Source organism: Stenotrophomonas sp. (assembly GCF_032066555.1).
Taxonomy (GTDB): Bacteria; Pseudomonadota; Gammaproteobacteria; order Xanthomonadales; family Xanthomonadaceae; genus Stenotrophomonas.
In genome coordinates this window covers 189,220-213,938 of the sequence record NZ_DAMBKV010000005.1, presented here as the reverse complement: position 1 = coordinate 213,938, position 24,719 = coordinate 189,220, and the positions used below count along the sequence as shown (strand labels likewise).

The window sequence follows — 24,719 nt, the reverse complement described above, 5'->3', positions numbered from 1 at the left end:
AAAAGCTCCCCTCATCCGGCACTGCGCGCCACCTTCGCCCGCAGGCGGGAGAAGGAATGGCAACACGGCTTTCGGCCAGCTCTGCATGCGCTTCAATCAGGCCTTGTCAGTCACATCAACACCCGGCAACTGCACACCCAAGCCAGCCGTCAACGCAGCAGCGCGCACCAATGCAGTCGCAGCAACCATGTCCGGGTGGAAGTAACGGTCGTCCACCAAGGTCGGTACCTGCGCGCGCAAGGTCGAACGCACCCGCTCCAACGCCGGACTCGAACGCAGCGGCGCATGGAAATCACAGCCCTGGCCTGCGGCAAGCAGTTCGATACCAATGACGTTGGCGGCGTTCTCGGCCATGGCGATCAAACGACGCGCACCATGCGCCGCCATCGATACATGATCTTCCTGGTTGGCCGAGGTCGGGATCGAGTCGACACTGGCCGGGTAGGCGCGCTGCTTGTTCTCCGAGACCAATGCTGCCGCGGTCACCTGCGGGATCATGAAGCCCGAGTTCAGGCCCGGCTTCGGGGTCAGGAAGGCCGGCAGGCCGGACAGTGCCGGGTCCACCAGCATGGCGGTGCGACGTTCGCTGATCGAGCCGATCTCGCAGATCGCCATCGCCAGCATGTCCGCTGCGAATGCCACTGGCTCGGCGTGGAAGTTGCCGCCGCTCAGTGCTTCACCGGTGTCGGTGAACACCAGCGGGTTGTCGGAGACACCATTGGCCTCGATTTCCAGGGTGGCTGCCGCCTGGCGCATCACGTCCAACGCCGCGCCCATTACCTGCGGCTGGCAGCGCAGGCAGTAAGGGTCCTGCACGCGCACGTCGTTGTCGCGATGCGATTCGCGGATCGCCGAACCTTGCATCAACTCGCGCAAAACCGCGGCAGTGGCGATCTGGCCGCGCTGGCCACGGATGCTGTGGATGCGCGGGTCAAACGGGGTATCCGAGCCCTTGGCGGCTTCCACCGACAACGCACCGGTAACCAGCGCGGCCTGGAAAACCACTTCGATCTCGAACAGGCCGGCCAGTGCGTAAGCGGTCGAGTACTGGGTGCCATTGAGCAGCGCAAGACCTTCCTTCGCGCCAAGTACCAACGGCTGCAGACCGGCCTGCTTGAAGGCTGCCTCGGCCGACATGCGAGCACCGCCGACAAACGCTTCACCGACACCAATCATCACGCTGGCCAGATGCGACAACGGTGCCAGATCGCCAGAGGCGCCAACCGAACCCTGGCAGGGCACAACCGGCACCACGTCCTTCTGCAGCATTGCTTCCAGCAGCGCCAAGGTCTGCGGGCGGATACCCGAGGCGCCTTGCGCAAGACTGGTCAGCTTCAGCGCCATCATCAGCCGCACGACATCGACCGGCATCGGCTCGCCTACACCGGCGGCGTGCGACAGCACGATATTGCGCTGCAGGGTTTCCAGGTCTTCGCGTTCGATGCGAACGCTGGCCAGCTTGCCGAAGCCGGTGTTGATGCCATACACCGGCTCGCCCTTGGCGACGATGGCGTCCACCACCTGCGCGCTGCGCAGCACTGCGGCCTGGGCGGATTCGTCCAGACGCACGTTGGCGCCGCGATAGATCTGCCGCCATTGCGCCAGCGGGACGTGGCCGGGGAGGAGGGTCAAGGTAGTGCTCATGCGTGCTCCAGCAGTGCGAGGTTCAAGGTGCGAGGTTCAGACGATCTGCCCGCGCCAGACGCGGGCATGCAAAGGATTGAAGCCGATCCGGTAAACCAGGTCGGCGGGTGCATCGATGTCCCAGATGGCGAGGTCGCAGTCCATGCCGGCGGCCAGCTTGCCGACGCGGTTGGCGCGGCCCAGTGCGCGTGCGGCTTCACGGGTGAAGCCGGCGATGCACTCGTCCACGGTCATGCGGAACAAGGTGGCGCCCATGTTCATCGTCAGCAGTGGACTGGTCAGTGGTGAGGTGCCGGGATTGCAGTCGGTTGCCAACGCCATCGGTACGCCGGCGTCACGCAGGCCCTGGATCGGCGGCAGCACCGTCTCGCGGGTGAAGTAATAGGCGCCAGGCAGCAGTACGGCAACGGTGCCTGCCGCGCGCATCGCGGCGATGCCGGCTTCGTCCAGGTGTTCGATATGGTCGGCGGACAATGCGCCGTTGTGCGCTGCCAGCTCTGCACCGTGTTGGTTGGACAGCTGCTCGGCGTGGATCTTGATTGCCAGACCGTGCTGCTTGGCCGCCTCGAACACCTGTTGTGCCTGCGCCGGCGAGAACGCGATGTTCTCGCAGAAGATATCGACCGCTTCGGCCAGACTTTCGGCGGCGATGGCCGGAATCATCACTGCGCAGACTTCGTTGATATAGGCCTGTGCCTCGTGGCCCGGCGGCACTGCATGCGCACCCAGGAAGGTCGGCACGATCTCCACCTTGCGCAGTGTTCCCAGTTCGCGCGCCACCCGCAGCTGCTTGCGTTCGTCGGCCAGGGTCAGGCCATAGCCGGATTTGATCTCGATGGTGGTGATGCCTTCGGCCAGCATTGCATCCAACCGGGGCAGGCTGGCGCTGATCAACGCCGCGTCATCTGCCTGGCGGGTGGCGCTGACCGTGGAAACGATGCCACCACCGGCCTTGGCGATCTGCGCATAGCTCACGCCCTGCAGGCGCTGCTCGAACTCACCGGCGCGGTTGCCGGCATAGACCAGGTGGGTATGGCAGTCGATCAGGCCGGGGCTGATCCAGCGGCCGTTGCAGTCGACGCGGTTATCGGCCTCAAATGCGGGTGCTTCCGCGGCAGGTCCGACATGCAGGATGCGACCATCGCGGGCGGCGACCACGCCGTCGCGGATGCTGCCCAGTCCGCCCGAGGCGTCGTCCAGGGTCATCAGGTTGGCGTTGTGCCAGAGCGTGTCGCAGCGCATTGTCCCTCTCCATGCCTATTTGTATATACAATAACGGCGACCATCGGAGAGTGTCCAGTGACAACGATCAAGCCGACCCCATCTGTCCGCTTCCATGCTGCCCAGGCCTTGTTGCCGCAGGGGTGGGCGCAGAATGTGCGCATCGACTGCAGCGCTGGCCGCATCACCGCGGTGGCTGCGGGTGCGCCCTGGGATGGCCAGTCGCAACGGCTGGGCGTGGTGGTGCCGGGCCTGGGTAATCTGCATAGCCACGCGTTCCAGCGCGCGATGGCCGGGCTCACCGAGGTGGGCGGACGTTCGGGCGACAGTTTCTGGAGCTGGCGTGAGCTGATGTACCGGTTCCTGGATCGCCTGGATCCGGATACCTTCCAGGCCATCGCTGCGCAGGCCTATATGGAAATGCTGGAAAGCGGTTTCACCCGGGTCGGTGAGTTCCACTACTTGCATCACACCGAGACCGGCAGCCGCTACGCCGACCATGCCGAAATGTCGGTACGCGTTGCCGCAGCAGCCGACGACACCGGGCTGGGTCTGACCCTGCTGCCGGTGTTCTACGCACACAGCGATTTTGGCGGTGCCGCGCCGACCCCGGCACAGCGACGCTTTCTGCACGACATCGACGGCTTTGCGGACTTGCTGGATGGCTGCAAACGGGCATTGGCAGACACGCCCGATGCGGTTCTGGGGCTGGCACCGCACAGCCTGCGCGCCAGCACTCCGCAGCAACTGCAGGCGCTGGTTGCATTGGCGCCGGGCCCAATCCATATCCATATCGCCGAGCAGACCCGCGAGGTGGATGCCTGTCTGGCCTGGAGTGGGCAACGGCCGGTCGAATGGCTGTACGCCAACGCAGCGGTGGATGCGCGGTGGTGTCTGGTGCACGCGACCCACGTCAACAGCGATGAAGTGCGGTTGATGGCGGACAGCGGTGCGGTGGTTGGGCTGTGCCCGATAACCGAAGCCAACCTGGGCGATGGCCTGTTCCCGATGCGTGACTTCATACAGCTTGGCGGACGCTTCGGCGTTGGCTCCGACTCCAACGTGCTGATCGACGCGGCAGAAGAGCTGCGCCTGCTTGAATATGGCCAGCGCCTGCAGCTGCGCGGCCGCAACGTGCTCTCCCCCGGCGATCTGTCCAGTGGCCGCTGGCTGTACCAGCAGGCGGGCGAGGGCGGGGCGCAGGCCCTGGGCGTGCCGTTCGGACTGGAGGTGGGCGCCGCTGCCGATCTGCTGGAACTGGACGACGAGCACCCGGCCTTGCTGGGCCGCAAGGGCGACGCCTTGCTTGACAGTTGGCTGTTCGCCGCACGTAATGGCGCCCTTCGCAGCGTCTGGCGCAATGGTCGGGCCTTGGTCCGCGATGGCCGCCACGTGAACCGCGATGCGATCAGCGCGCGTTACCGTGCCGCGCTCGCACGGATACTGGGCTAAGGTCGGTTATCGGCCAGGCACCGCTTCTTTCAGGAAACCCGAGTGAAGGGCAAGAAAGCTCCCACCCTCAATCACCGCATCCGCAGTGACATCGGAGGCCGCATCCTCAGCGGCGAATGGGAGCCTGGCTTCCGTATCCCGTTCGAACACGAGCTGATGGAACAGTACGGCTGCTCGCGGATGACGGTGAACAAGGTGCTGACCGCGCTGGCCGAGAGCGGCATGATCGAACGCCGCCGACGCGCCGGCTCCTTCGTGGCGCGGCAGCCGCCCCATCTGGAACAGGTGGCGCTGGAGATCCCCGACATCGAGGTGGCGGTCACTGACCGCGGCCACGAATACGGCTTCCAGCTGCTTGAACGCGCGCACCGCAAGGCCAGGGAAAACTCGGCCGAAGAGCTGCAGCTGGTAGGTGACGGCAAGTTGCTGGCGATGCGCTGCCTGCACCTGGCCGACGGCAAGCCGCTGGCGTTGGAGCGCAGGTTGATCAATCCCGAAGCCGTGCCGGAAACCCTGAAGGTGGATTTCACCATCCACGCGCCGGGCAGCTGGCTGCTGCAGAACGTGTCATGGACACGCGGCCAGCACCGTATCAGCGCGGTGGCCGCGACCGCCGACGAAGCTGCATTGCTGAAAGTACCGGTGGGCACGGCCTGCCTGGTCATCGACCGCCAGACCTGGCGCGGCGAGCTGCCGATCACCTGGGTGCGGCAGATGTTCCTTGGCGATGCCTACGACCTGATTGCCCGCTTCGCGCCGGGCGCACGCTGATTCAATCCGTTCGATGCAATCTCCAGCCAGGTCGATGGCCTGGCTGGACGCTGCTGAACTCCAGATCTAGATGGTGCTGCACTGCCGCCAGCGTACCGGCTCGTCCACGCCTGGGCGCGGATTGAGCTGCACGCGGGTGGTGCGCAAGGCCGGGTAGCGCTGCAGCTGCTGGCAGATCAGGGGCCATACCTGGGCATCGTCGCCGCTGCGCTCAACCGACAGGGTGGAACGGGTCAACCAGATGCCACTGACCACGCCCGCCGTACTGGCCAGGGCCTTGGACACGGATTGCTGATAACGCAGCAGCGTGGCGGCATCCGGGTCCTGCACGAGATCGCTGGGGTTGGAAGTGTTTGCCGGTGCCGGTGCCGGTGCTGCTGGCTTGCTGGCTTCGGCTTTTTCGCTGGTGGCCGGGGTCACAGGCGCGCTGACGGGATCGGGTGTGGTGTCGCGGGCAGGGCGGGGAGCGGCAGCGATGGATTCGGGCGCAGGGCTGTCGCCGCGCAGGGTCATATACCCCATGCCGACCAGCAGGCCCAGGGTGATCGCCGCCAGGCCCGCTATGCCGGTGTGGCGAACCGCTTCGCGTCGCGCGATGCCGGTCACGGTCTCGCGTGCCTCGGCCGGCATATAGGGCTTGAGCAGTGGCCACAACTGCCGCGCGTCGATGACCTCGATCGATTGCTTCTCCGCTTCGACCAGACCGTCGCGTTCAACATGGCCTTCGGTGATCAGCAGGCCACCCACGGCGCCGGTAAGGCTGATGGCCGACGCCAACTCATGGATCGCACTGGCATCGAAGCGGTAAGCGCGGCCATGCTTGCATGACACCAGCCAGCGCTGGCCGTCCCGTTGCAGCAGGAAGTCGCTGCTGGTGCCACGATCGTTCTCGTCGTCATCGGTCAGTGGATGCAGGTTGCGCTGTTCGGCCATGGCCTGGTGCACGATGCGCGAAAACTCACGCCAGCGCATGCCAGCCAGTGCGGCCAGGCCATGCTGGCGCTCGGTTTGACGGCGGGCGACCAACCACAGGTATGCCGACGCCAGGCCCCACAAGAGCAATGCAAGCAACAGGGCCAGAATCCACGAGAACATCGACATACCCGAAAGCCTAGAGAAGGGGCCCAGTCTATCTTCCCTGACGACCGTAAGAGCTGGCTGACTTCGCCTTTTTTGTACGCTGTTGCCGAATCAGTCCGTGGACCGAGGGGCCGGCCAATAATGGCTGTCGGGCACCGCGCGTGCGCCAAAGATGGCCTGGCCGACTCGAACCACGGTCGCGCCTTCCTCGATGGCGATCTCGAAGTCTCCTGACATGCCCATCGACAGCTCATCCAGGCCGATGCCGGCCGGGGCGTCCTGGCGCAGGCGTTCACGCAGTTCCCGCAGGCGCACAAAGCAGGCGCGCACCTGCTGCGGTTCGGCGGAGAACATGGCCAAGGTCATCAGGCCACGCACGCGCAATGCGCCCGAGCGCGGCAGGGCCTGCAGGAACCCGGCAACCGCCTCGGGCAGCAATCCATACTTGCTGGCCTCATTGGACGTGTTTACCTGCACGAAGACGTCCAATGAACGGCCTTCTGCCTGCAGGCGGCGGTCCAGCGTTTCGGCGAGGCGCAGGCTGTCCAAGGCCTGGAATTCGTCGGCAAAACGGGCCACCAGTTTGGCCTTGTTGGTCTGCAGGTGGCCGATGACCGACCAGTGCAGATCGGTCAGGTCCTGCATCGCCTCCCATTTGTGATGGGCTTCCTGCACCTTGTTTTCGCCAAGCATGCGGCAGCCGGCCTGATAGGCCAGGCGGATATGGGCTTCGTCGATGGTTTTGCTGACCGGCAGCAGGCGTACGCTGTCCGCGGCCCGGCCCACGCGCTGGCAGGCCACGGCCATCCGCTCGCGGACCAAGGCAAGATTATGGCGGAAGTCATCCACGCTTTCGGCACGCGGGTAGCGGCCGTGCAGGGCGTGACGGGTCTGGGTGCCGACGGTGCTGCCGGGGGCCGTGTCGGGGCGCGGGGTTTGCATGCTTGACTCCAGCGATTGCGGCCACCGCCCGATGCTGCGCGGGCGGAGCGGTAAGCCACAGATTATCGCTTGCTGGCGGTGCCTGGCCCCGGAATCTGGCTGCCGTGACGAATCGCAGGCATGAAAAACCCGCCATCCGATGCCGTGAGGGGAGGGAGACTTACGGCGCGGTACTGCTGGCGGGTGAGTTGATTCTTGCGCAAGCAATGTTGCTTTGCAACATCACTGATCTTCAGCTTGCTGCCCGTCGTGTGCGGCGCGGCTCTCAGCCCGGGTAAGACGGCGGTTGAGGGCGTCCAGGCGGTCGTTCAGGGCCTCGATATCGGAACGCGAGGGGATGTCCATGCGTCGCAGCACGCTGTGTACGCGGTCTTCAAACGACTTTTCGACCTTGTCCCAGGTATCGGCGGCGCGCTCCCGGGCCTGCCCCAGGGTGTTCTCGACGGTGTCGCGCAGGCTTTCGCCGTTGCGCGACTGTTCGCGGGAACGGGCTTCGCTGTCCTGGCCTTCCTTGACCAGGGTGTCGAACAGTTTGCTGCCCTCGGCCTGCGCCCGCGACAGTGCGCCCAGGCCGGCCAGCCACACCTGCTGTGCCGATTCGGTCACCTTCCTGGTCAAACGCTCGGCCTGGCCTTGCGTGCCGGCGCTGTCGTCTTCGTCTTCCGGGCGTTGCTCGTAGGTGGTCATGACGATGCTCCTATGCGGGGTTGAAGAGTTCAGCCACACCGTAACGGCTTGGCGGCCTGAGTTGTGTGACGGCGCCGGCTCAGCCGAGCTTGTCAGTCAGCACGCGTTGAATTTCGGATTCCACCATGCCTTTCATTGCCGAGAGCAGGAAGCCCAGTTCGGCCTTGACCCGCACAGCACCCGGCAACAGCTCGATGGCACCGTCCACGCCGGAACGGTTGAAGTGCAGCACCGGGCCGTCCCAGCGGGTAACCACGTCGAAGCGTTCCTGCAGCTTTTCGGCGACTTCGGCAATGGCGGTGCGGGCCTTGTCGTCGGACAGGGAGTGGGCGTGCTGGATATCAATGGTGGACATGGCGTGCGGCCTGTACTGCTGTATGTGGGAAAGATGCGCCATTGTGCGGACCTGAGCGGCGTAGTCCAAGTCTCACGTACACCTTCTGCATGACCGGATGACCTGCTAGTCTGCTGCCGGTGCGCACTCTGCAAGTCCATTTCAGCAATCGTCAGCAGCCGGATCAGTCATTGATGCCGGGGGTCCAGCGCATCGTGCGCCACGCGTCGGGTCAAATCCGGCTCGGTGATGGCAGCGTCGGCCCCTTGCTGTTGGCGCAGTTCTGCACCGATCAGCGCGGCGTCTGGCTCCAGGTTGCCAGCGGTGGCCGCGGCATTCACGTCAATGGCCGGCCGGTGCGGCGGATGGCATTGCTGCGCGCCGGTGATTCGGTCTACGCCGACGGTACGGAGATGCTGCTGCGCGGGGAATGCGAGCAGGTCCCGCATCCGCCCGAGGCGCCCGGCGATGGCGGCGAAGATCTGCGGGCGCTGCTGCGCGGGGTGGGGGGGCGCCACCACGGGCGCAGCTTCACCCTGGACAAGCCGCGCCTGGTTGGTAGCGATCCGGCGAGTGACATCCTGATCGACGAGCCGGCCTTCGCCGAACGGCATGCCCGATTCGAGCGGCATGGCGACAAGGTCCTGCTGCGTGACCTGGGGTCGGCCGAAGGTAGCCTGGTCAATGGCGTAAATGCCCGGCATTGCTGGTTGCAGGCGGGTGACCAGGTGGTTTTCGAAGGTAACCACCGCTTTGTGCTGGAAATTCCGCTGGGCCCGGTTGCCGCCAATGCGGCCATCGCGGTCGAAGATGATGAAGAGCCGGTGGCGGTCAAACCCTCCACGTTGGCGCCGGCAAAACCCCGTTTGCCCCGGCGTTGGCCCTGGCTGTTGCTCAGCGCCTTGTTGCTGGGGGCGGCGATCAGCGCGTTGTTGCTGTTCGGCGCCCGCTGACTAGCGGCACCTGTCGTACTGAAATCTCACGCATGGGCCGGGGAAGCTGCACGCGCAGAATGGGTGCAGATGCAACTTTTCCCAACTGGCCCAAGGCTGTTGCGCTGCGGCATACTAGGGATTCTGCTCAACAGGTGTGACATGACGCGCGCATTCAATTTCAGTGCCGGCCCTGCGACATTGCCGGAATCGGTCCTGCGCCAGGCGCAGGCGGAGATGTTGGAATGGAATGGCGTAGGCGCGTCCATTGTCGAGATAAGCCACCGCAGTGCCGACTTCATGGCCGTGGCCGCCGAGGCCGAAGCCGACCTGCGGCGCCTGATCGGCATTCCTGACGATTACGCGGCGCTGTTCCTGGGGGGCGGTGCCACCACCCAGCAGGCGCTGCTGCCGCTGAACTTCGCCAGCCCGGGCCAACGCGTGGACTATGTGGTCAGTGGCCACTGGGGCAAGACTGCGGTCAAGCAGGCCCAGCCCTATGTCGACGTCAACATCGCCGCCAGCGGTGAGGCCAGTGGTTATCGGGATATCCCGGCGCGTTCGCAGTGGCAGCTATCTGACGATGCGGCCTATGTGCATATCACCGCCAACGAAACCATCCACGGCATCGAGTTCCGTGATGTGCCGGATGTGGGCGGGGTGCCGCTGATCGCCGATTTCAGCTCGTCCATTGCCTCCGAGCCGATTGACGTGTCGCGCTATGGCGTGATCTACGCAGGTGCGCAGAAGAACCTTGGCCCGGTGGGCATCGCCGTGGTCATCATCCGCCGCGACCTGCTGGAACGCGCCGGCCAGCCGCGCGCGGATATCTTCGATTACCGTTCGCATGTCGCGCGCGACTCGATGTTGAACACGCCGCCGACCTGGAACTGGTACCTTGCCGGGCTGATGTTCAAGTGGATGCTGGCCCAGGGTGGTGTCGAAGCCTTCGCCAGGCTCAGCCTTGCCAAGTCGTCGGCGGTCTATGAGGCCATTGACGGTTCCGGGGGCTTTTACCGCAACGAAGTAGCTGCGGCCGTACGTTCGCGGATGAACATCCCGTTCTTCCTGCCCAGCGAAGAACTCAATGCGCGTTTTGTCAGCGAGTCCAAGGCAGCCGGCTTGCTGGCGCTGAAGGGCCACAAGGCAGTCGGCGGCATCCGCGCCTCGCTGTACAACGCCATGCCGCTGGAAGGCGCACAGGCGCTGGCAGCATTCATGCGTGATTTCCAGCAGCGCAACGGTTGAACCAATCCCGCCGTGCGCGCCGCGCCGGCCAGTAACAGGTAGACGATTCCATGGCGACCAAGCCAAGCAAGACCGCCAGTAAAGCCCAACCTGCCGCCAAGAAAGCACCGACCAGGCAGGCTGCGGTGAAGAAGACTGCCGCCAGCAAGAAAGCCGCCGCCGACACCCTCACCGTCGCCAAGCCGGTGCTGTCGGATGTGCGCGCCAAGATCGACCAGATCGACCGCAGCATCCAGGCCCTGATTGCCGAGCGGGCGAACTTCGCCCACCAGGTCGGCAAGGCCAAGGGCAAGCTGGCGGCAGCCGTTGACTACTACCGCCCGGAGCGCGAAGCACAGGTGCTGCGCATGGTGGTGGACCGCAACGAAGGCCCGCTCAGTGACGAAGTGCTGGTGCATGTCTACCGCGAGATCATGTCGGCCTGTCTGGCCCAGCAGGAGCCGCTGAAGATCGGCTACCTCGGCCCGGAAGGCTCGTTCACCCAGCAGGCCGCGCACAAGCACTTTGGTCGTTCGGCGCTGGGCCTGCCTTTGGCCAATATCGAAGAGATTTTCCAGGAAGTGGAAAACGGCAACGCCGATTTCGGCGTCGTGCCGGTGGAGAACTCCGGGCAGGGCACAATCCAGATCACCCTGGACATGTTCCTGACCTCCAATCTCAAGATCTGCGGCGAAGTCGAGCTGCGCGTGCAGCAGTACCTGCTCTCGCGCACCGGCCGCATCGAGGACATCGAGCGCATCTACGCGCATCCGCAGGCCTTCATGCAGACCTCGGCATGGCTGCGTGCCAACCTGCCCAAGACCGAAAAAGTGCCGGTGTCCAGCAACTCCGAAGGTGCCCGACGCGCCCGCAATGCGGAAGACGCTGCGGCCATCGGCGGCGAGAGTGCAGGGCATGTGTATGGCTTGAAGAAGGTGGTGACCAAGCCGATCCAGAACGACGCCGACAACACCACGCGCTTCCTGGTGATCGGTCGCCAGCTGTTCCCGTCGTCGGGCCACGACCGTACCTCGGTTTTGGTCTTCATCCACGACAAGCCCGGCGCGCTGTTCGACGTACTCAGCCCGTTCGCACGCCACGGCATCAGCATGAACCGCATCGAGTCGCGACCCTCGCACCAGGCCAAGTGGGAATACGGTTTCTTCATCGATCTGGCAGGTCATATCGAAGACGAATCGATGCAGGCCGCATTGGCCGAGCTGAAGTCGCACTCGGCGCAGATCAAGGTGCTCGGTTCCTACCCGGTCGCCGTGCCGTGAATTCCAAAGCCCCTCTCCCCGCGGGAGAGGGGTTGGGGTGAGGGCAGGGTTGCCGACATTCTTCAATTCGCTGCAGCCATGTGCTCCCTTACCCTCATCTGCCCTTCGGGCACCTTCTCCCGGAGGGAGAAGGGTTTGCTGACGCGCCCCTGGCGCACTGAATACTAGAGAGACCGCATGAGTTCCCAGCCCTACTGGATTGCACGCAAAGGTTCCGCCCTGCAGGGCACGCTCGCCATTCCCGGCGACAAGTCGGTATCGCACCGCTCGGTGATGTTCGCCGCGCTGGCCGATGGCGTTTCGCATATCGATGGTTTTCTGGAAGGCGAGGACACCCGCGCCACCGCCCACATTTTCGAACAGATGGGCGTGCGATTCGAAACCCCGTCAGCCTCGCAGCGGATCGTCCATGGCGTTGGCGTGGATGGCCTGAAGGCACCAACCGACGAGCTGGATTGCGGTAACGCCGGCACCGGCATGCGTCTGCTGGCTGGCCTGCTGGCCGCGCAGCCCTTCGACACGACGCTGGTTGGTGATGCGTCCTTGTCCAAGCGGCCGATGCGCCGGGTGACCGGGCCGTTGGCACAGATGGGCGCGCGCATCGATACCCAGGACGATGGCACGCCGCCGCTGCACATCCACGGCGGGCAGACACTGCACGGCATCGATTACGAATTGCCGGTGGCCAGTGCGCAGGTCAAGTCGGCGGTGCTGCTGGCTGGCCTGTATGCGCAAGGCGAGACATCAGTGGTCGAGCCGCATCCAACCCGCGATTACACCGAGCGCATGCTGCGCGCATTCGGCGTGGAGATCGAGTTCGAACCGGGCAAGGCACGCCTGCGCGGCGGCCAGCGCCTGCGTGCGACCGATATTTCGGTACCGGCGGACTTCTCGTCCTCGGCGTTCTTCATCGTTGCCGCCAGCATCATTCCCGGCTCGGAAGTGCGTTTGCGTTCGGTCGGCCTGAATCCGCGCCGCACCGGCCTGCTGGCTGCACTGCGCCTGATGGGCGCGGACATCACCGAGGAGAACCATGCCGAGCACGGTGGCGAGCAGGTCGCAGATCTGGTCGTGCGCTATGCCCAGCTCAAGGGCGCGGAGATTCCGGAGGCGCTGGTGCCGGACATGATCGACGAGTTTCCGGCACTGTTCGTCGCCGCCGCCGCCGCCGAAGGCCAGACCGTGGTGCGCGGCGCAGCCGAGCTGCGGGTGAAGGAGTCAGACCGTCTCGCGGCGATGGCCACGGGCCTGCGTGACCTGGGCCTGCGCGTGGACGAGACCGATGATGGTGCGACCATCTTCGGTGGTCCGCTGGGCAGCGGCACCATCGAGAGCCACGGCGATCACCGTATCTCGATGGCTTTTGCCATTGCCGGCCAGCTCAGCACCGGTGAAGTACGCATCAATGATGTCGCCAACGTGGCGACATCGTTCCCGGGCTTTGACAGCCTGGCCAGTGGCGCCGGCTTCGGGCTCAGCGTCCGGTCCTGAACTCCACAGGGACCTGCACGACGCTGTTGATGGCGCGGCCATCCCGCATCGCGGGCTGGAAGCGCCATTGCTGTAGCGCGGCAATGGCGGCCTGATCCAGGGCGGGGTCAATGCCGCCTTCATGTCCGATCACGGTGGCTTGGCTGACCCGGCCGTCGGCATCCACCTGCAGACGTACGATCACATCGCCTTCGATGTCGGCACTGAGCGCGGCGGCCGGATAATCCGGGGTCGGATTGTTGGCCAGCGGTTCGGCATCACGATTGCCCGCGATGCTGACCACCGAAGTGGTATCAGCAGTGGTGATGGAAACCGGGCTGGCAGCCACTGGAGTCTGCAGGTGGCGGTACCCGAGCACGGCAAAGACAGTCACCACCAGCAGCGCCAGCAGGCCCCACAGCCATGCCACAGCCATGCCGTGCGGGCGTGCCGGTGTATGAGGGTGGCTCGTGCTGTGTTGATGGGGGATGCTGGACATCGACATGTGGGCTCTGCGTAGCGACTACGCAACAAGTCTGGTCCCGCACTCCCAAACGGCGAATGACTTTGGGCGGAAACCGGCCCCCTTGGGGAGCCGGGGTTCAGCTTACGGCGCCGGTTTGAAATCGAAGGGGATTTCCAGGCTGCCCTGCATTGGCTGGCCATTGCTCTGTGCCGGCTGGAAACGCCAGTTGCGCACGGCTTCCTGGGCAGCCCGGTCAAGGTCGCGCGAGCCGCTGCGCTGGATCACGCGGACATCCAGGGGCACGCCATTGGCGTCCACGTCCACGTGAACAATTACCGTACCGCTTTCGCCGCGGCGCAGGGCTGCCGGCGGATAGTCCGGCGCCGGGCTTTGGCCAGGCAGTGGCACTGGCTGGTCACTGGGCGCGGGCGCGACTGGCGCGGCCGGTGCCGGATCGACCGGCGCAGTCTCAGCGATGGGCTGCGGTGGTGGGGCGGGCGCGGCCTCGACCAGCTCCGGGGTTTCCTCCACCGTTTCCGGGCGCGCATCGGGCATGTCGCTGGCGCCGGCACCTGCGGGCAAGGGTGCCGGCAAGGGCGCCAACACGGCGTTGCTGGCCTGTGGCTGGGCCGGATCGGCGCGATAGAACTCGTTGTGGCGACGGGCATTGAGCCAGACCACCAGGAACAGCAGAACACCGACGCCAAAGGCGATGCCAGCGATCTTCAGGCTGCTGCGGGGCAGGTGAAACGTGAAGTTCTGGTCGGAGCGGGAGCTTGGAGCGGACATGGCCTTGACCGTATGGAACCGGCCGATTCTTGCACAGGAAAGGTGAATCGCGCGGCAGAAAGCTGCAGTTCGCGCGATAATCCAATATCCACACCCGTACACAGTGCCCAGCCATGCTTGATCCAGCCCTTCTTCGCCAGCAGCCCGCCGAACTTGCCGAACGCCTGCGCAGTACGCGCGGTTACGTTCTGGATGTGGCCGCCTTCGAGTCGCTGGAGGCTGACCGCAAGCGCATCCAGGTGCGCACCCAGGAACTGCAGAGCCTGCGCAACAGCCGTTCCAAGTCGATTGGCCATGCCAAGGCCAAGGGCGAGGACGTGTCGGCGATCATGGCCGAAGTGGCTGCCTTCGCCGATGAGCTGAAGAGCTCCGAGGCCCAGCTCGATGTACTGCGCGAGCAGATCGAAACCCTGTCGATGGGCATCCCGAACCTGCCTGCCGCCGATGTTCCGGCCGGCAAGGACGAGAATGACAATGTCGAGCAGCTGCGCTGGGGTACCCCGCGCGAATTCGACTTCCCGGTGCTCGACCACGTGGAGCTGGGGGCCCGCAACAATGGCCTGGACGCGGAAACCGCCGCCAAGCTGTCCGGCGCACGTTTCACCGTGTTGCGCGGCTCGATCGCGCGTCTGCACCGTGCCCTGGGCCAGTTCATGCTCAATCTGCACAGCAACGAGCACGGTTACGAGGAAACCAATGTGCCGGTGCTGGTCAACGCCGACTCGCTGCGCGGCACCGGTCAGTTGCCCAAGTTCGAGGAAGACCTGTTCAAGACCGCGTTGGGCGAATCCACCCGCTATCTGATCCCGACTTCGGAAGTGCCGCTGACCAATATCGTCCGCGACGAGATCATCGACGCCGAGCGTCTGCCGCTGCGCATGACCGCGCATTCGATGTGCTTCCGCTCCGAGGCCGGCAGCGGTGGCCGCGACGTGCGCGGCATGATTCGCCAGCATCAGTTCGAGAAGGTTGAGCTGGTCAGCGTGTGTGCTGCCGAGGACAGCGCTGCCGAGCATGAGCGCATGACCGCGTGCGCCGAAGCCGTGCTGCAGAAGCTGGGCCTGCCTTACCGCAAGGTGCTGCTGTGCACCGGCGACATGGGCTTTTCGGCGATCAAGACCTATGACCTGGAGGTTTGGCTGCCGTCGCAGCAGACCTACCGCGAGATCTCGTCCTGCTCGAATTGCGGTGATTTCCAGGCGCGTCGGATGCAGGCGCGCTGGCGCAATCCCGCCGGCAAGCCGGAGCTGGTGCACACCCTCAATGGTTCGGGCGTGGCGGTAGGCCGGGCGATGATCGCGGTGATGGAGAACTACCAGAACGCCGATGGCTCGATCACGATCCCGGAAGTACTGCGCCCCTACATGGGCGGTGCCGAAACCATTGCCTGATCCCAGACGGTAGTGCCGAGCCATGCTCGGCAGCGGCCTGCCCGATAAAGCTTCGGCGCCCGTGCCCACACGGTCTTTGATCGGTGTGGGAGCGGTGTAAACCGCGAAGCCGGGTTCGTTGAATTTGCAAAACGGTCGGCAATCGCAACGATTGTGAGCTTCGCGGCGGACGCCGCTCCCACAAAAACAAGCGGCCCCGAATTTGGTAGTGCCGAGCCATGCTCGGCAGATGCCTGTCCGACAACGCTTCGGCGCCGGCTCGCACAAAGTCTTTGATCCTTGTGTGAGCTGTGTAGACCGCGAAGCTCGATAGGCCGGAATTGCAGAAATGCCCGCGATCACAAGGATTCCGGGCTTTGCCGCGCACGCCGCTCCCACAAAGGCAGGCAGCCTGGCATTGGGTAGTGCCGAGCCATGCTCGGCAGATGCCTGCCCGATAACGCTTCAGCGGCCGTGCCGACAGGGTTTTCAGGTCCTTGTGGGAGCGGTGTAAACCGCAAAGCCGGGAACACTTGAATGGCGAGGCATATCCGGGCCGCAAGGCTTGCCAGCTTCGCGGCTGACGCCGCTCCTACAAAAGCGCGCCGTTCCTTGACGCTGCGCCCTCTAAACATGAATGGGCGTCTGCAGTGCTTCGCCCCCGGCATTCTGAAACCTAAATCAGGACTGTTTGGGGTCTGATTTGTAAATACAGGACAAAGGTGATTAAATTTAGCGGTTCGTTCCAATAGTGGGATCAATCCATGCAGGACCTCAACGACCTCTACTACTTCGCCATGGTGGTCGACCACGGCGGTTTTGCTGCTGCCGAGCGTGCGCTGGGCATACCGAAATCACGTCTCAGCCGGCGCATCAGCCAGCTTGAGACAGACCTCGGTGTGCGCCTGCTGCAGCGCTCGACGCGCCGTTTCGCGGTCACCGACGTGGGCATGAGCGTGCATCGGCATGCGCAGACGATGTTGGCCGAGGCCCAGGCCGCGCGCGAAGTGGTGGACCGGCTCAGTGCCGAGCCGCGTGGGCTGGTGCGCGCCAGCGTGCCGGTGTCGCTGGCACAGATGCAGCTACCCAAGCTGTTGCCGAAGTTCCTCGAGCAGTACCCGAAAGTGCGGCTGCAGCTGAACATCAGCAACCGTCGCGTGGACATCATCAACGAAGGCTATGACGTGGCCTTGCGGGTACGTTCGCGCCTGGATGATGACGGCAGCCTGGTCATGCGCAGCTTTGGCCAGGTACAGGAGTTGCTGGTGGCCAGCCCGGCGTATCTGGATCGGGCAGGGCGCCCGGCCTCGCCGGAAGACCTGGGCAATCACGTCACCCTGAGCATCAGCGAGGACGAGGCCCGCCAGCGCTGGGAGCTGCATGGGCCGGGCGGGGAAGTGCGCCGGGTCGAACTGCAGCCGCGAGTGGCCGGGTTTGACTTCCCGCTGCTGCAGGCGATGGTCAAGGACGGCTTCGGTATCACGATGCTGCCGGAAACCGTCTGCGCAGAGGCCGTACGCAACGGTGAACTGGAAGTGGTGCTGCCGGACTGGTCACTGCCGCAAGGCATCTGCCACGCGGTGTTTGCCTCGCGGCGCGGATTGTTGCCGGCGGTGCGGGTATTCATCGACTTCCTTGCAGAGCACCTGCCGACCGAACTGGAGGCCTCGCGCCTGCATTGTGGGGGCGCCTGCGAGCGGGCCAAGGAGAAGATCCGCGCTTCGATGGCGGGATCGTTGGCAATCGAAGCCGGTTGAACAAAAAAGCCCGCAAGCATGCGAGAATGCCCGCCCCGGGATGCTATCCGGGGTAGTTGCACGTTACGGGCAGATGGCCGAGCGGTTTAAGGCACCGGTCTTGAAAACCGGCGAAGGGTCAAACCTTCCGTGGGTTCGAATCCCACTTTGCCCGCCAGACATGTGGAGAAGCCGCTGGAAACAGCGGCTTCTCTGCGTTTATGAGTGGCGGATACGGCGCGGGCATCCGCGCTGCGATGACACCGGTGGCGGACATCCAGGACAGTTCCGCTGGTAAAATGGACACGGCTTGGGGGAGCTGCGCGCCCGGGCATGCATGGGCTTGTCGCGGCACTACCTTCCAGCGTCCGCGTCTAGATCCATGGATTTACGAAAACTCATTCTGGTGCTCACCTTGATCGGAGCACTGGTGCCGTTCGCCAATACGTTCTATGCCAGCTATACGGTGCAGCGCCAGCAATTGGTGGACACCACCCTGGATGGCAACTATGCCTACGCCAACAAGCTGGCCAAGAGCACGGAAGACTTCCTGCAGGCGTCGCAGTTGCAGCTGGCCTATACCGCGCAACTGCTCGCGCTGAAAATGGACGATGTATCCAAGCTGGAAGAGGAAGCCGCGCGCCTGCGCATGATGAGCAAGAGCTTCAACTCCATCACCATCTTCGACGCAGGTGGCAAGGTATTGGCAACCTCGCCCGAAACCCTGGGGCTGCAGGGTCGGGTATTGGGCAGCGAAGCGGTGAAGACTGCATTGCGCGAGAAGCGGCCGCTGATCAGCGCGCCCTACCAATCGGCAACCGGCAACTTCATCGTTTTCATCAACCACCCGATAATTTCCGCATCGGGCCGCTATCTCGGCGCGGTGGGCGGCGCGATCTACCTGCAGAAGGAAAACATCCTCGACCGCCTGCTCGGCCAGCATTTCTATGTTGATGGCTCCTACCTGTTCGTGGTCGACCAGCAGAAGCGCATCATCTATCACCCGAATCCGGACCGGATCGGTGACTTCGTGGAGAAGAACGTCGTCGTCGACCGCGTCGCCACTGGCGTGGCGGGGAAGGGGCCCACGGTCAATTCGCAAGGCGTGAAAATGCTGGCCGGCTACGCGCCGGTTGCATCGACGGGGTGGGGCATCGTTGCCCAACGTCCCGAGGCGGCCACGCTTGCGCCGTTGACCCAGCTGATGCAGGGCACCTTGTACCGTGCGTTGCCGGCAACGATCCTGACCTTGATACTGATATTGTGGAGTGCGCGGTTGATCTCGCGCCCGCTGCGCTTGCTGGCCGATGGCGCCCGCAAGATGGAGGATCCGTCTTCGGCCAAGGACATCCGCTCGGTCAAGTCCTGGTACTTCGAGTCGCGTGAACTCAAGAAGGCCCTGTTGATCGGCATTGACGCGATCCACAAGAGCTTCAGCAAGCTGCGCGAGGACACCACCACGGACCCCTTGACCAAGCTCGGCAACCGGCGCCGACTGGATGAGGCGTTGGCGAACTTCGAGAGCCAGGCCAGCACGTTCTCGGTCATCTCGATCGATATTGATCACTTCAAGTTGATCAACGACACCCATGGCCATGATGCAGGCGACGTCGTGTTGCAGCAGCTCGCCCAGCGCATGCGCGAAGCCTGTCGCGCCTACGACGTGCCGTTGCGCGTCGGTGGCGAGGAGTTCCTGATCCTGCTGCCATCCACCACGCTGGCAACGGCAGCGCAGGTCGCCGAACGGCTGCGTGTGGCGGTTGCGGAAATGCAGATCGCCAGGGTGGGTACGATCACGATCTCACTGGGTGTGGCCAACTGGCCACAGAGCAGTTTCGAAATCGAAGCGGTGCTCAAGGCGGCCGATGAGATGCTGTATGCATCCAAGCGTGGCGGCAGGAATCGGGTCTCGGTGCATCAGCGCGAGGCGGGTGCCCGCTTCCACGTCTGACCCGGCGGGCGCGGTCTGCGTCATCTGCGACTCGACGCAGATGGCGTCAAGGCTGCCGGTAGGTGTTTACCTACATACAAGCAAGAGAACTGCTTGCATGATTGCAGACCCGCTGCGAGAGCAGCAGCTTCGTACAGGACGTACCGCATGCAAAGGTCTTTTCTTGGTTTGATCGTAGCCGGCATTTTCTCGCTGCTGCTGGCTGGCTGTGGCCAGGAGGGAAATCTGTCACTCACCGGCAAGGCGGCAGAGCTGGAGGCCAGCAGCAAGTTCCAGGTGAGTACGCGGCCGATGCTGAGCAGTACCCAGGCGCTGTCGACCCTGCTGCAGGGCACGGGCTTTGCCGCCGAAGGCCAGGCTTCGCTGCCGGGCTACAGCGACATCGAGTTCTTTCCTATTGCAAGCGCGGATGCAGTCGAGGCGATGCGCGCGTATCCAGCAGGACGCAGGGATGAAGCGCCGATTGATCTGTCCGGCATCGATTTCAGCAAGAGCTTCGCCTTCCTCGTGGCGCACCCGAGCTCCAGTTCGTATGGGGCTATAACCTCTGGCCAGCACGCGACGTTTTTCTGTTCGGTACTGCCGTCCTATGAAAAGGACAAGGTGGTGTTGCGCATCGATGCCAGCAGGCTGGGGGAGATCGATCCCATGACCGCCCTGGGCGGCAACTGGGAGGGCAGCATCTATGCGGTCGAGCGGCGCGGGCGTGACAAGCTGGAAGTGCGGCTTTATGACGAAAGCTATGTCTACTCGCTTGCCGCGGATGCGGCCACCGGCATGCCCGAGGGAACTGCGGCAACCGCGCAGTAAGGCGGGGGCCACCCCGTTCCCGATCAGGGTGCGGGCGGCTGCAGGACGTGGCGAGCGTGGCTTGACGTAAAATGACCGGGTCGGGCTTGGCCCTGGTTGTCGGAGTTGTATCCATGTTTTCTGAGGCGTGCAGCGTGTCTGCTGCGGTACAGGTGCTGGCGCAGGCCTGTCCCGGGCGCGGGTGGGTTGTCTCCGGTAGCCGGCAATGACGGAAGGTCCCGCCAACGCAGATACCGAAGCGGCAGTCGACACGCATTGGATGCGCCAAGCCTTGGCCTTGGCTGACCGCGCGCAGCGCGAGTTCGATGAGATTCCGGTGGGTGCGGTTCTGGTCGGCGCCGATGGCGCGCTGCTGGGTGAGGGCTGGAACCTCAATATCGCCCACCATGATCCCAGCGCCCATGCCGAGATCGTGGCCATGCGCCAGGCCGGCAAGGCCCTGGGAAACCATCGGCTGGTCGGCAGCACCTTGTACGTGACGCTGGAGCCCTGCGCGATGTGCGCGATGGCGCTGGTGCACGCACGCATCGCGCGGGTGGTGTATGCCGCCACCGATCCCAAGACCGGTGCCTGTGGCAGTGTGTTCGATCTGCTTACCGATCCGCGCCATAACCACCGCGTGCAGGTGCAGGGTGGGGTGCTGGCACAGGAGGCCAGCCTGCGACTGAGCAATTACTTCCGGGCCAAGCGTGGACGCCCGTTGCTGACACCCGACGACCTTTGACGCAACCCCTACCTTGGGCAGGGGTATCATGTGCGCTTCGATATTCCGGCCGTTCGGCGATTGACCGTCGGCCCCAAGCATGAGGCAGCACATGGCGGACAACAGCGCAGGCAACGATCGGTTGATCTGGATTGACCTGGAAATGACCGGTCTGGATACGGACAACGATTCCATCATCGAGATCGCCACCGTCGTCACCGATGGTCAACTCAATGTGCTGGCCGAGGGCCCCGAGTTCGCCATCAACCATTCCCTGGCCACGCTGGAAGCGATGGACGAGTGGAACCGCAACCAGCACCAGCGTTCAGGCTTGTGGCAGCGGGTGCTGGACAGTAGCACCAGCATGGGCCAGGCCGAAGCCAGGACCATTGCCTTCCTGCAGGACTGGATCAAGGCCGGTGCCTCGCCGATGTGCGGCAACTCGATCTGTCAGGATCGCCGCTTCCTGCACCGGCAGATGCCGCGGTTGGAGAAGTATTTCCATTACCGCAACCTGGACGTGTCCACGATCAAGGAGCTGGCCAAGCGCTGGTCGCCGGCCGTAGCCGCAGGGGTGAGCAAGACTTCCAGCCATACCGCGCGCAGTGATGTGCAGGACTCCATCGCCGAGCTGCGCCATTACCGGCAGTTCATGGGCGTACTGGCGGGCTTGCCGGAAGCAGGCTGAATCAGATGACCGGGCTTGCTCTGCGTCTGCAAGACAACGCGCAGGATCTGGCCGATCTGGAACGTGCCGTGGGCTTGCTGGAGTCGCCCACGCTCACCGCCAGGATGGCCAACCTGATTGGTGGACCACTGGAATTTGCCGTGCGCAAGCTGCCGACAGCGGTGTCCTCGCGGATCCAGGGCGTCACCGAGGCGGCCCTGTACAAGGCTGCGCAGACGGCGTTGTGGACCATGGACAACAAGCAGCCCGGCAAGCCGGCCTCGCCGCGCCTGCACAAGCTGGCGGCGGCTGCGTCCGGTGCGCTGGGCGGGGCAGGTGGGCTGCCCGCGCTGGCGATCGAACTGCCGCTGTCGACCACCATCATCATGCGCGCGGTCGCCGATGTTGCCCGCAGTGAAGGTTTTGATCTGAGCGAGATGGCGACCCGCCAGGCCTGTCTGGAAGTGTTCGCGTTGGGTGGCAACTCCGGCCAGGACGATGCCAGCGAGACCGGCTATTACCTGGCACGCGGCTTCACCACCGAGGTGATGCGTCATCTTTCGGCGGAGTTGGCTGGTACCGCGATCAGTGGCAGTCACGGTGTACTGCTGGGCCTGGGCCCGAAGGAGGCCGGCAAGTGGCTGGCCAGGATCGTGGAGAAGATCGCCGCCCGCTTCGGTGTGGTGGTCTCGGAGAAATTTGTTGCCCAAGCAGTGCCGGTGATCGGCGCGGTGGCTGGTGCCACCTTGAACACCATGTTCACTGCTTACTACCAGGACATGGCCCGCGGACATTTCATCATCAAGCGGCTGGAGTCGAAGTATGGTTTCGATACCGTGAGGCTGGCCTACGGCGGGATTACCGGCCGCCTGCGTCTTTGATGCTGCCTTCCCTGCGCGGGTAGTCTGTCAGGGCGTTGCCTTCACCTGTTGCGAAGCCCATTCTGGCTAGCCTGTGTCCTTCCTACGGAGCGAGGTGGTCATGAGCCAGTACAAGATCGCGGTTTTCGTCGGCAGTCTGCGCAAGGAATCCATCAATCGGCGGCTGGCACTTGCGTTGGAGAAGCTGGCCGGCGACCGCGTCAAGTTCGACTACATACAGATCGGTGACATACCGCTGTACAACCAGGATCACGATAGCCAGTTCCCGGCGCAGGGTACGCGCATGAAGAACCAGGTGCGTGCCGCCGATGCGGTGCTGTTCGTCACTCCTGAATACAACCGTTCGATTCCCGGCGTGCTGAAGAACGCCATCGATACTGCCTCGCGCCCGTACGGTGACAACGCCTTTGCCGGCAAACCGGCGGCGGTGGTCGGCGCCTCCATTGGTGCCATCGGCAGTGCGCTGGCCCAGCAGCATCTGCGCAATGTGCTGGTATTCGTCGACCTGGCGGTGATGCCGCAGCCGGAGGCTTTCCTGCACTTCAAGGAAGGTTTGATCGAGGCCGATGGCAGCATCAGCAACGACGGCACCCGCCAGTTCCTGCAGGGCTTTGTCGACAAGTTCCTGGCCTGGATCGAGCGCCAACGCCAGGCCTGAGGCCCCGCGAGGCGGGAGCTACACATGCGATAATCCGCATCCGGTGCTGCAACGGCGCCGGGTGCCTGTTTCTGTATGCCAGCCGAACCCTGAGCTCCCATGGACTTGGGTTGTGGACAGGTTATCCACAGACTTGTACGTATCCCGGTGGGCAATGCCCACCTACCATGGCCACACGGCCTTATTGCAGGAATAACGCTTTTCATGTCCGCCCGTACTGGTTTCCGTTCCGACCGCGACCGCGGTGACCGCAATGACCGCTCCGATCGCAGCGAGCAGCGCATCGACGCCTTGCGCGTGCCCCCTCATTCAGTAGAAGCCGAGCAGGCCGTGCTGGGTGGCCTGATGCTGGCACCCGAGGCCTATGACCGGGTCAACGAGGCACTGACTGACAAGGATTTCTACCGGCGCGATCACCAGTTGATCTACCGCGCGATCCGCGAGTTGTCCGAGCGCGATCGCCCTTTCGATGCGGTGACCCTGGGCGAATGGTTCGAATCACAGGGCAAGCTGGACATGGTGGGCGACGGCGCCTATCTGATCGAACTGGCCAGTACCACGCCGTCGGCCGCCAATATCGGCGCCTACGCCGAGATCGTGCGCGACAAGGCGGTGTTGCGGCAGCTGATCCAGGTCGGTACCGACATCGTCAATGATGGCTTCCAGCCGGAAGGGCGTGACAGCTCGGAGCTGCTGCAGACCGCCGAGAAATCGGTCTTCGCAATCGCCGAACAAGGCGCGCGCGGGCGCACCGACTTCGTGGCGATGCCGGGCGCACTGAAGGACGCCTTCGAAGAACTGCGCAACCGCTTCGAGAACGGCGGCAACATCACCGGTCTGCCGACCGGTTACAACGATTTCGATGCGATGACCGCCGGCTTGCAGCCGACCGATCTGATCATCCTGGCCGCGCGTCCGGCCATGGGCAAGACCACCTTCGCCTTGAACATCGCCGAGTACGCGGCGATCAAGTCGAAGAAGGGTGTGGCGGTGTTCTCGATGGAAATGTCCGCATCGCAGCTGGCGATGCGCCTGATCTCGTCCAACGGCCGCATCAATGCGCAGCGCCTGCGTACCGGTCAGCTTGAGGACGAAGACTGGAGCCGCGTGACCGGCGCCATCCGCATGCTGAAGGAAACCAAGATATTCATCGACGATACGCCTGGCGTGTCGCCCGAAGTGCTGCGTTCCAAGTGCCGCCGGCTCAAGCGCGAGCACGATCTTGGTCTGATCGTGATCGACTACCTGCAGCTGATGAGCGTGCCGGGCAACAGTGAGAACCGCGCGACCGAAATCTCGGAAATCTCGCGTTCGCTCAAGGGGCTGGCCAAGGAACTGCACGTGCCAGTGATCGCGCTGTCGCAGCTCAACCGCTCCCTGGAAACCCGTACCGACAAGCGCCCGGTGATGGCTGACCTTCGCGAATCCGGCGCTATCGAGCAGGATGCGGACATGATCGTCTTCATCTACCGCGATGATTACTACAACAAGGAAAATTCGCCGGACAAAGGCCTGGCCGAGATCATCATCGGCAAGCACCGTGGTGGTCCCACCGGTTCATGCAAGCTGAAATTCTTCGGTGAGTACACCCGCTTTGACAACCTGAGCCACGATTCGGTGGGTTCGTTCGAATAAGCGGGAGCAGCTG

Annotated in this window: 23 protein-coding genes and 1 tRNA gene; 16 read left to right on the top strand and 8 right to left on the bottom strand. The window is 64.0% G+C overall.

What is annotated here, in order from left to right; genetic code table 11:
• Positions 1-96 precede the first annotated feature (96 nt).
• Together hutH and hutI are read right to left on the bottom strand one after the other, a co-directional pair.
• Positions 97-1,644: a histidine ammonia-lyase gene (hutH, locus tag RT131_RS09155; protein ID WP_313172214.1), complete on the bottom strand. Its 1,548-nt coding sequence runs from the start codon at positions 1,642-1,644 to the stop codon at positions 97-99.
• A 36-nt stretch (positions 1,645-1,680) separates the two neighbouring features.
• The gene (gene hutI / locus RT131_RS09150) at positions 1,681-2,886 is read right to left on the bottom strand and encodes an imidazolonepropionase (protein WP_313172212.1); all 1,206 of its coding nucleotides are present in this window, start codon (positions 2,884-2,886) and stop codon (positions 1,681-1,683) included.
• Positions 2,887-2,952: 66 nt separating this feature from the next.
• Here hutI and RT131_RS09145 point away from each other — a divergent pair, with 66 nt between their 5' ends.
• Positions 2,953-4,317, top strand: a complete 1,365-nt coding sequence (locus tag RT131_RS09145; protein ID WP_313172298.1) for a formimidoylglutamate deiminase — start codon at positions 2,953-2,955, stop codon at positions 4,315-4,317.
• Between the two features lie 42 nt (positions 4,318-4,359).
• Positions 4,360-5,088 (top strand): histidine utilization repressor, encoded by a 729-nt coding sequence (hutC, locus tag RT131_RS09140; RefSeq protein ID WP_313172210.1) that lies wholly within the window; start codon positions 4,360-4,362, stop codon positions 5,086-5,088.
• Positions 5,089-5,154: 66 nt separating this feature from the next.
• Here the strand turns inward: hutC and RT131_RS09135 are convergent, their stop codons facing one another.
• The 4 genes from RT131_RS09135 to RT131_RS09120 all read right to left on the bottom strand — a co-directional run bounded on the left by RT131_RS09135 (position 5,155) and on the right by RT131_RS09120 (position 8,152).
• Positions 5,155-6,183 (bottom strand): restriction endonuclease, encoded by a 1,029-nt coding sequence (locus RT131_RS09135; RefSeq protein WP_313172207.1) that lies wholly within the window; start codon positions 6,181-6,183, stop codon positions 5,155-5,157.
• Between the two features lie 96 nt (positions 6,184-6,279).
• A complete protein-coding gene (locus RT131_RS09130; RefSeq protein ID WP_313172205.1) occupies positions 6,280-7,110 on the bottom strand; it encodes a YggS family pyridoxal phosphate-dependent enzyme in 831 nt (276 codons plus the stop codon).
• 222 nt (positions 7,111-7,332) lie between these two features.
• Complete coding sequence (locus tag RT131_RS09125) at positions 7,333-7,797, bottom strand: phasin family protein (RefSeq protein WP_313172203.1); 465 nt, start codon at positions 7,795-7,797, stop codon at positions 7,333-7,335.
• Between the two features lie 79 nt (positions 7,798-7,876).
• Positions 7,877-8,152 carry a polyhydroxyalkanoic acid system family protein gene (locus tag RT131_RS09120; RefSeq protein WP_303749885.1) on the bottom strand — a complete coding sequence of 92 codons (276 nt, stop codon included), beginning with the start codon at positions 8,150-8,152 and terminating at the stop codon, positions 7,877-7,879.
• Between the two features lie 119 nt (positions 8,153-8,271).
• On the opposite strand from RT131_RS09120, the gene RT131_RS09115 reads away from it, so the two are divergent.
• The 4 genes from RT131_RS09115 (at position 8,272) to aroA (ending at position 13,061) form a co-directional block, all read left to right on the top strand.
• Positions 8,272-9,084: an FHA domain-containing protein gene (locus RT131_RS09115; RefSeq protein WP_313172200.1), complete on the top strand. Its 813-nt coding sequence runs from the start codon at positions 8,272-8,274 to the stop codon at positions 9,082-9,084.
• A 141-nt stretch (positions 9,085-9,225) separates the two neighbouring features.
• Positions 9,226-10,311, top strand: a complete 1,086-nt coding sequence (serC, locus tag RT131_RS09110) for a 3-phosphoserine/phosphohydroxythreonine transaminase (protein WP_313172198.1) — start codon at positions 9,226-9,228, stop codon at positions 10,309-10,311.
• Positions 10,312-10,361: 50 nt separating this feature from the next.
• Positions 10,362-11,570 (top strand): prephenate dehydratase, encoded by a 1,209-nt coding sequence (gene pheA, locus RT131_RS09105; RefSeq protein ID WP_313172195.1) that lies wholly within the window; start codon positions 10,362-10,364, stop codon positions 11,568-11,570.
• 177 nt (positions 11,571-11,747) lie between these two features.
• Positions 11,748-13,061 (top strand): 3-phosphoshikimate 1-carboxyvinyltransferase, encoded by a 1,314-nt coding sequence (aroA, locus tag RT131_RS09100; RefSeq protein WP_313172194.1) that lies wholly within the window; start codon positions 11,748-11,750, stop codon positions 13,059-13,061.
• On the opposite strand, the gene RT131_RS09095 is transcribed toward aroA, so the two are convergent.
• Both RT131_RS09095 and RT131_RS09090 read right to left on the bottom strand, forming a co-directional pair.
• A complete protein-coding gene (locus tag RT131_RS09095; protein ID WP_313172191.1) occupies positions 13,045-13,476 on the bottom strand; it encodes an energy transducer TonB in 432 nt (143 codons plus the stop codon). The two genes, aroA and RT131_RS09095, sit on opposite strands and share 17 nt — an antisense overlap.
• Before the next feature lie 171 nt (positions 13,477-13,647).
• A complete protein-coding gene (locus tag RT131_RS09090) occupies positions 13,648-14,295 on the bottom strand; it encodes an energy transducer TonB (protein ID WP_313172188.1) in 648 nt (215 codons plus the stop codon).
• Between the two features lie 113 nt (positions 14,296-14,408).
• Between RT131_RS09090 and serS the strand changes: the two genes are divergently transcribed.
• From serS to RT131_RS09040, 10 genes are all read left to right on the top strand, one after another.
• On the top strand, positions 14,409-15,686 hold the full coding sequence (gene serS, locus RT131_RS09085) for a serine--tRNA ligase (protein ID WP_313172186.1): 1,278 nt from the start codon (positions 14,409-14,411) through the stop codon (positions 15,684-15,686).
• 743 nt (positions 15,687-16,429) lie between these two features.
• Positions 16,430-17,422: a LysR family transcriptional regulator gene (locus RT131_RS09080; protein WP_282267030.1), complete on the top strand. Its 993-nt coding sequence runs from the start codon at positions 16,430-16,432 to the stop codon at positions 17,420-17,422.
• Between the two features lie 67 nt (positions 17,423-17,489).
• Positions 17,490-17,579, top strand: a tRNA-Ser gene (locus tag RT131_RS09075).
• Between the two features lie 237 nt (positions 17,580-17,816).
• Complete coding sequence (locus tag RT131_RS09070) at positions 17,817-19,352, top strand: sensor domain-containing diguanylate cyclase (RefSeq protein ID WP_313172182.1); 1,536 nt, start codon at positions 17,817-17,819, stop codon at positions 19,350-19,352.
• 147 nt (positions 19,353-19,499) lie between these two features.
• Positions 19,500-20,162, top strand: a complete 663-nt coding sequence (locus RT131_RS09065; RefSeq protein WP_313172180.1) for a hypothetical protein — start codon at positions 19,500-19,502, stop codon at positions 20,160-20,162.
• A gap of 205 nt (positions 20,163-20,367) precedes the next feature.
• A complete protein-coding gene (gene tadA, locus RT131_RS09060; protein WP_313172177.1) occupies positions 20,368-20,886 on the top strand; it encodes a tRNA adenosine(34) deaminase TadA in 519 nt (172 codons plus the stop codon).
• Positions 20,887-20,977: 91 nt separating this feature from the next.
• The gene (gene orn, locus RT131_RS09055; protein WP_313172175.1) at positions 20,978-21,553 is read left to right on the top strand and encodes an oligoribonuclease; all 576 of its coding nucleotides are present in this window, start codon (positions 20,978-20,980) and stop codon (positions 21,551-21,553) included.
• Between the two features lie 5 nt (positions 21,554-21,558).
• Entirely contained in the window at positions 21,559-22,413 is an 855-nt protein-coding gene (locus RT131_RS09050; protein WP_313172173.1) for an EcsC family protein, read from the top strand.
• Positions 22,414-22,513: 100 nt separating this feature from the next.
• Positions 22,514-23,071 (top strand): NAD(P)H-dependent oxidoreductase, encoded by a 558-nt coding sequence (locus RT131_RS09045; protein WP_313172170.1) that lies wholly within the window; start codon positions 22,514-22,516, stop codon positions 23,069-23,071.
• A 204-nt stretch (positions 23,072-23,275) separates the two neighbouring features.
• A complete protein-coding gene (locus tag RT131_RS09040) occupies positions 23,276-24,706 on the top strand; it encodes a replicative DNA helicase (RefSeq protein ID WP_303749900.1) in 1,431 nt (476 codons plus the stop codon).
• Positions 24,707-24,719: the final 13 nt, after the last annotated feature.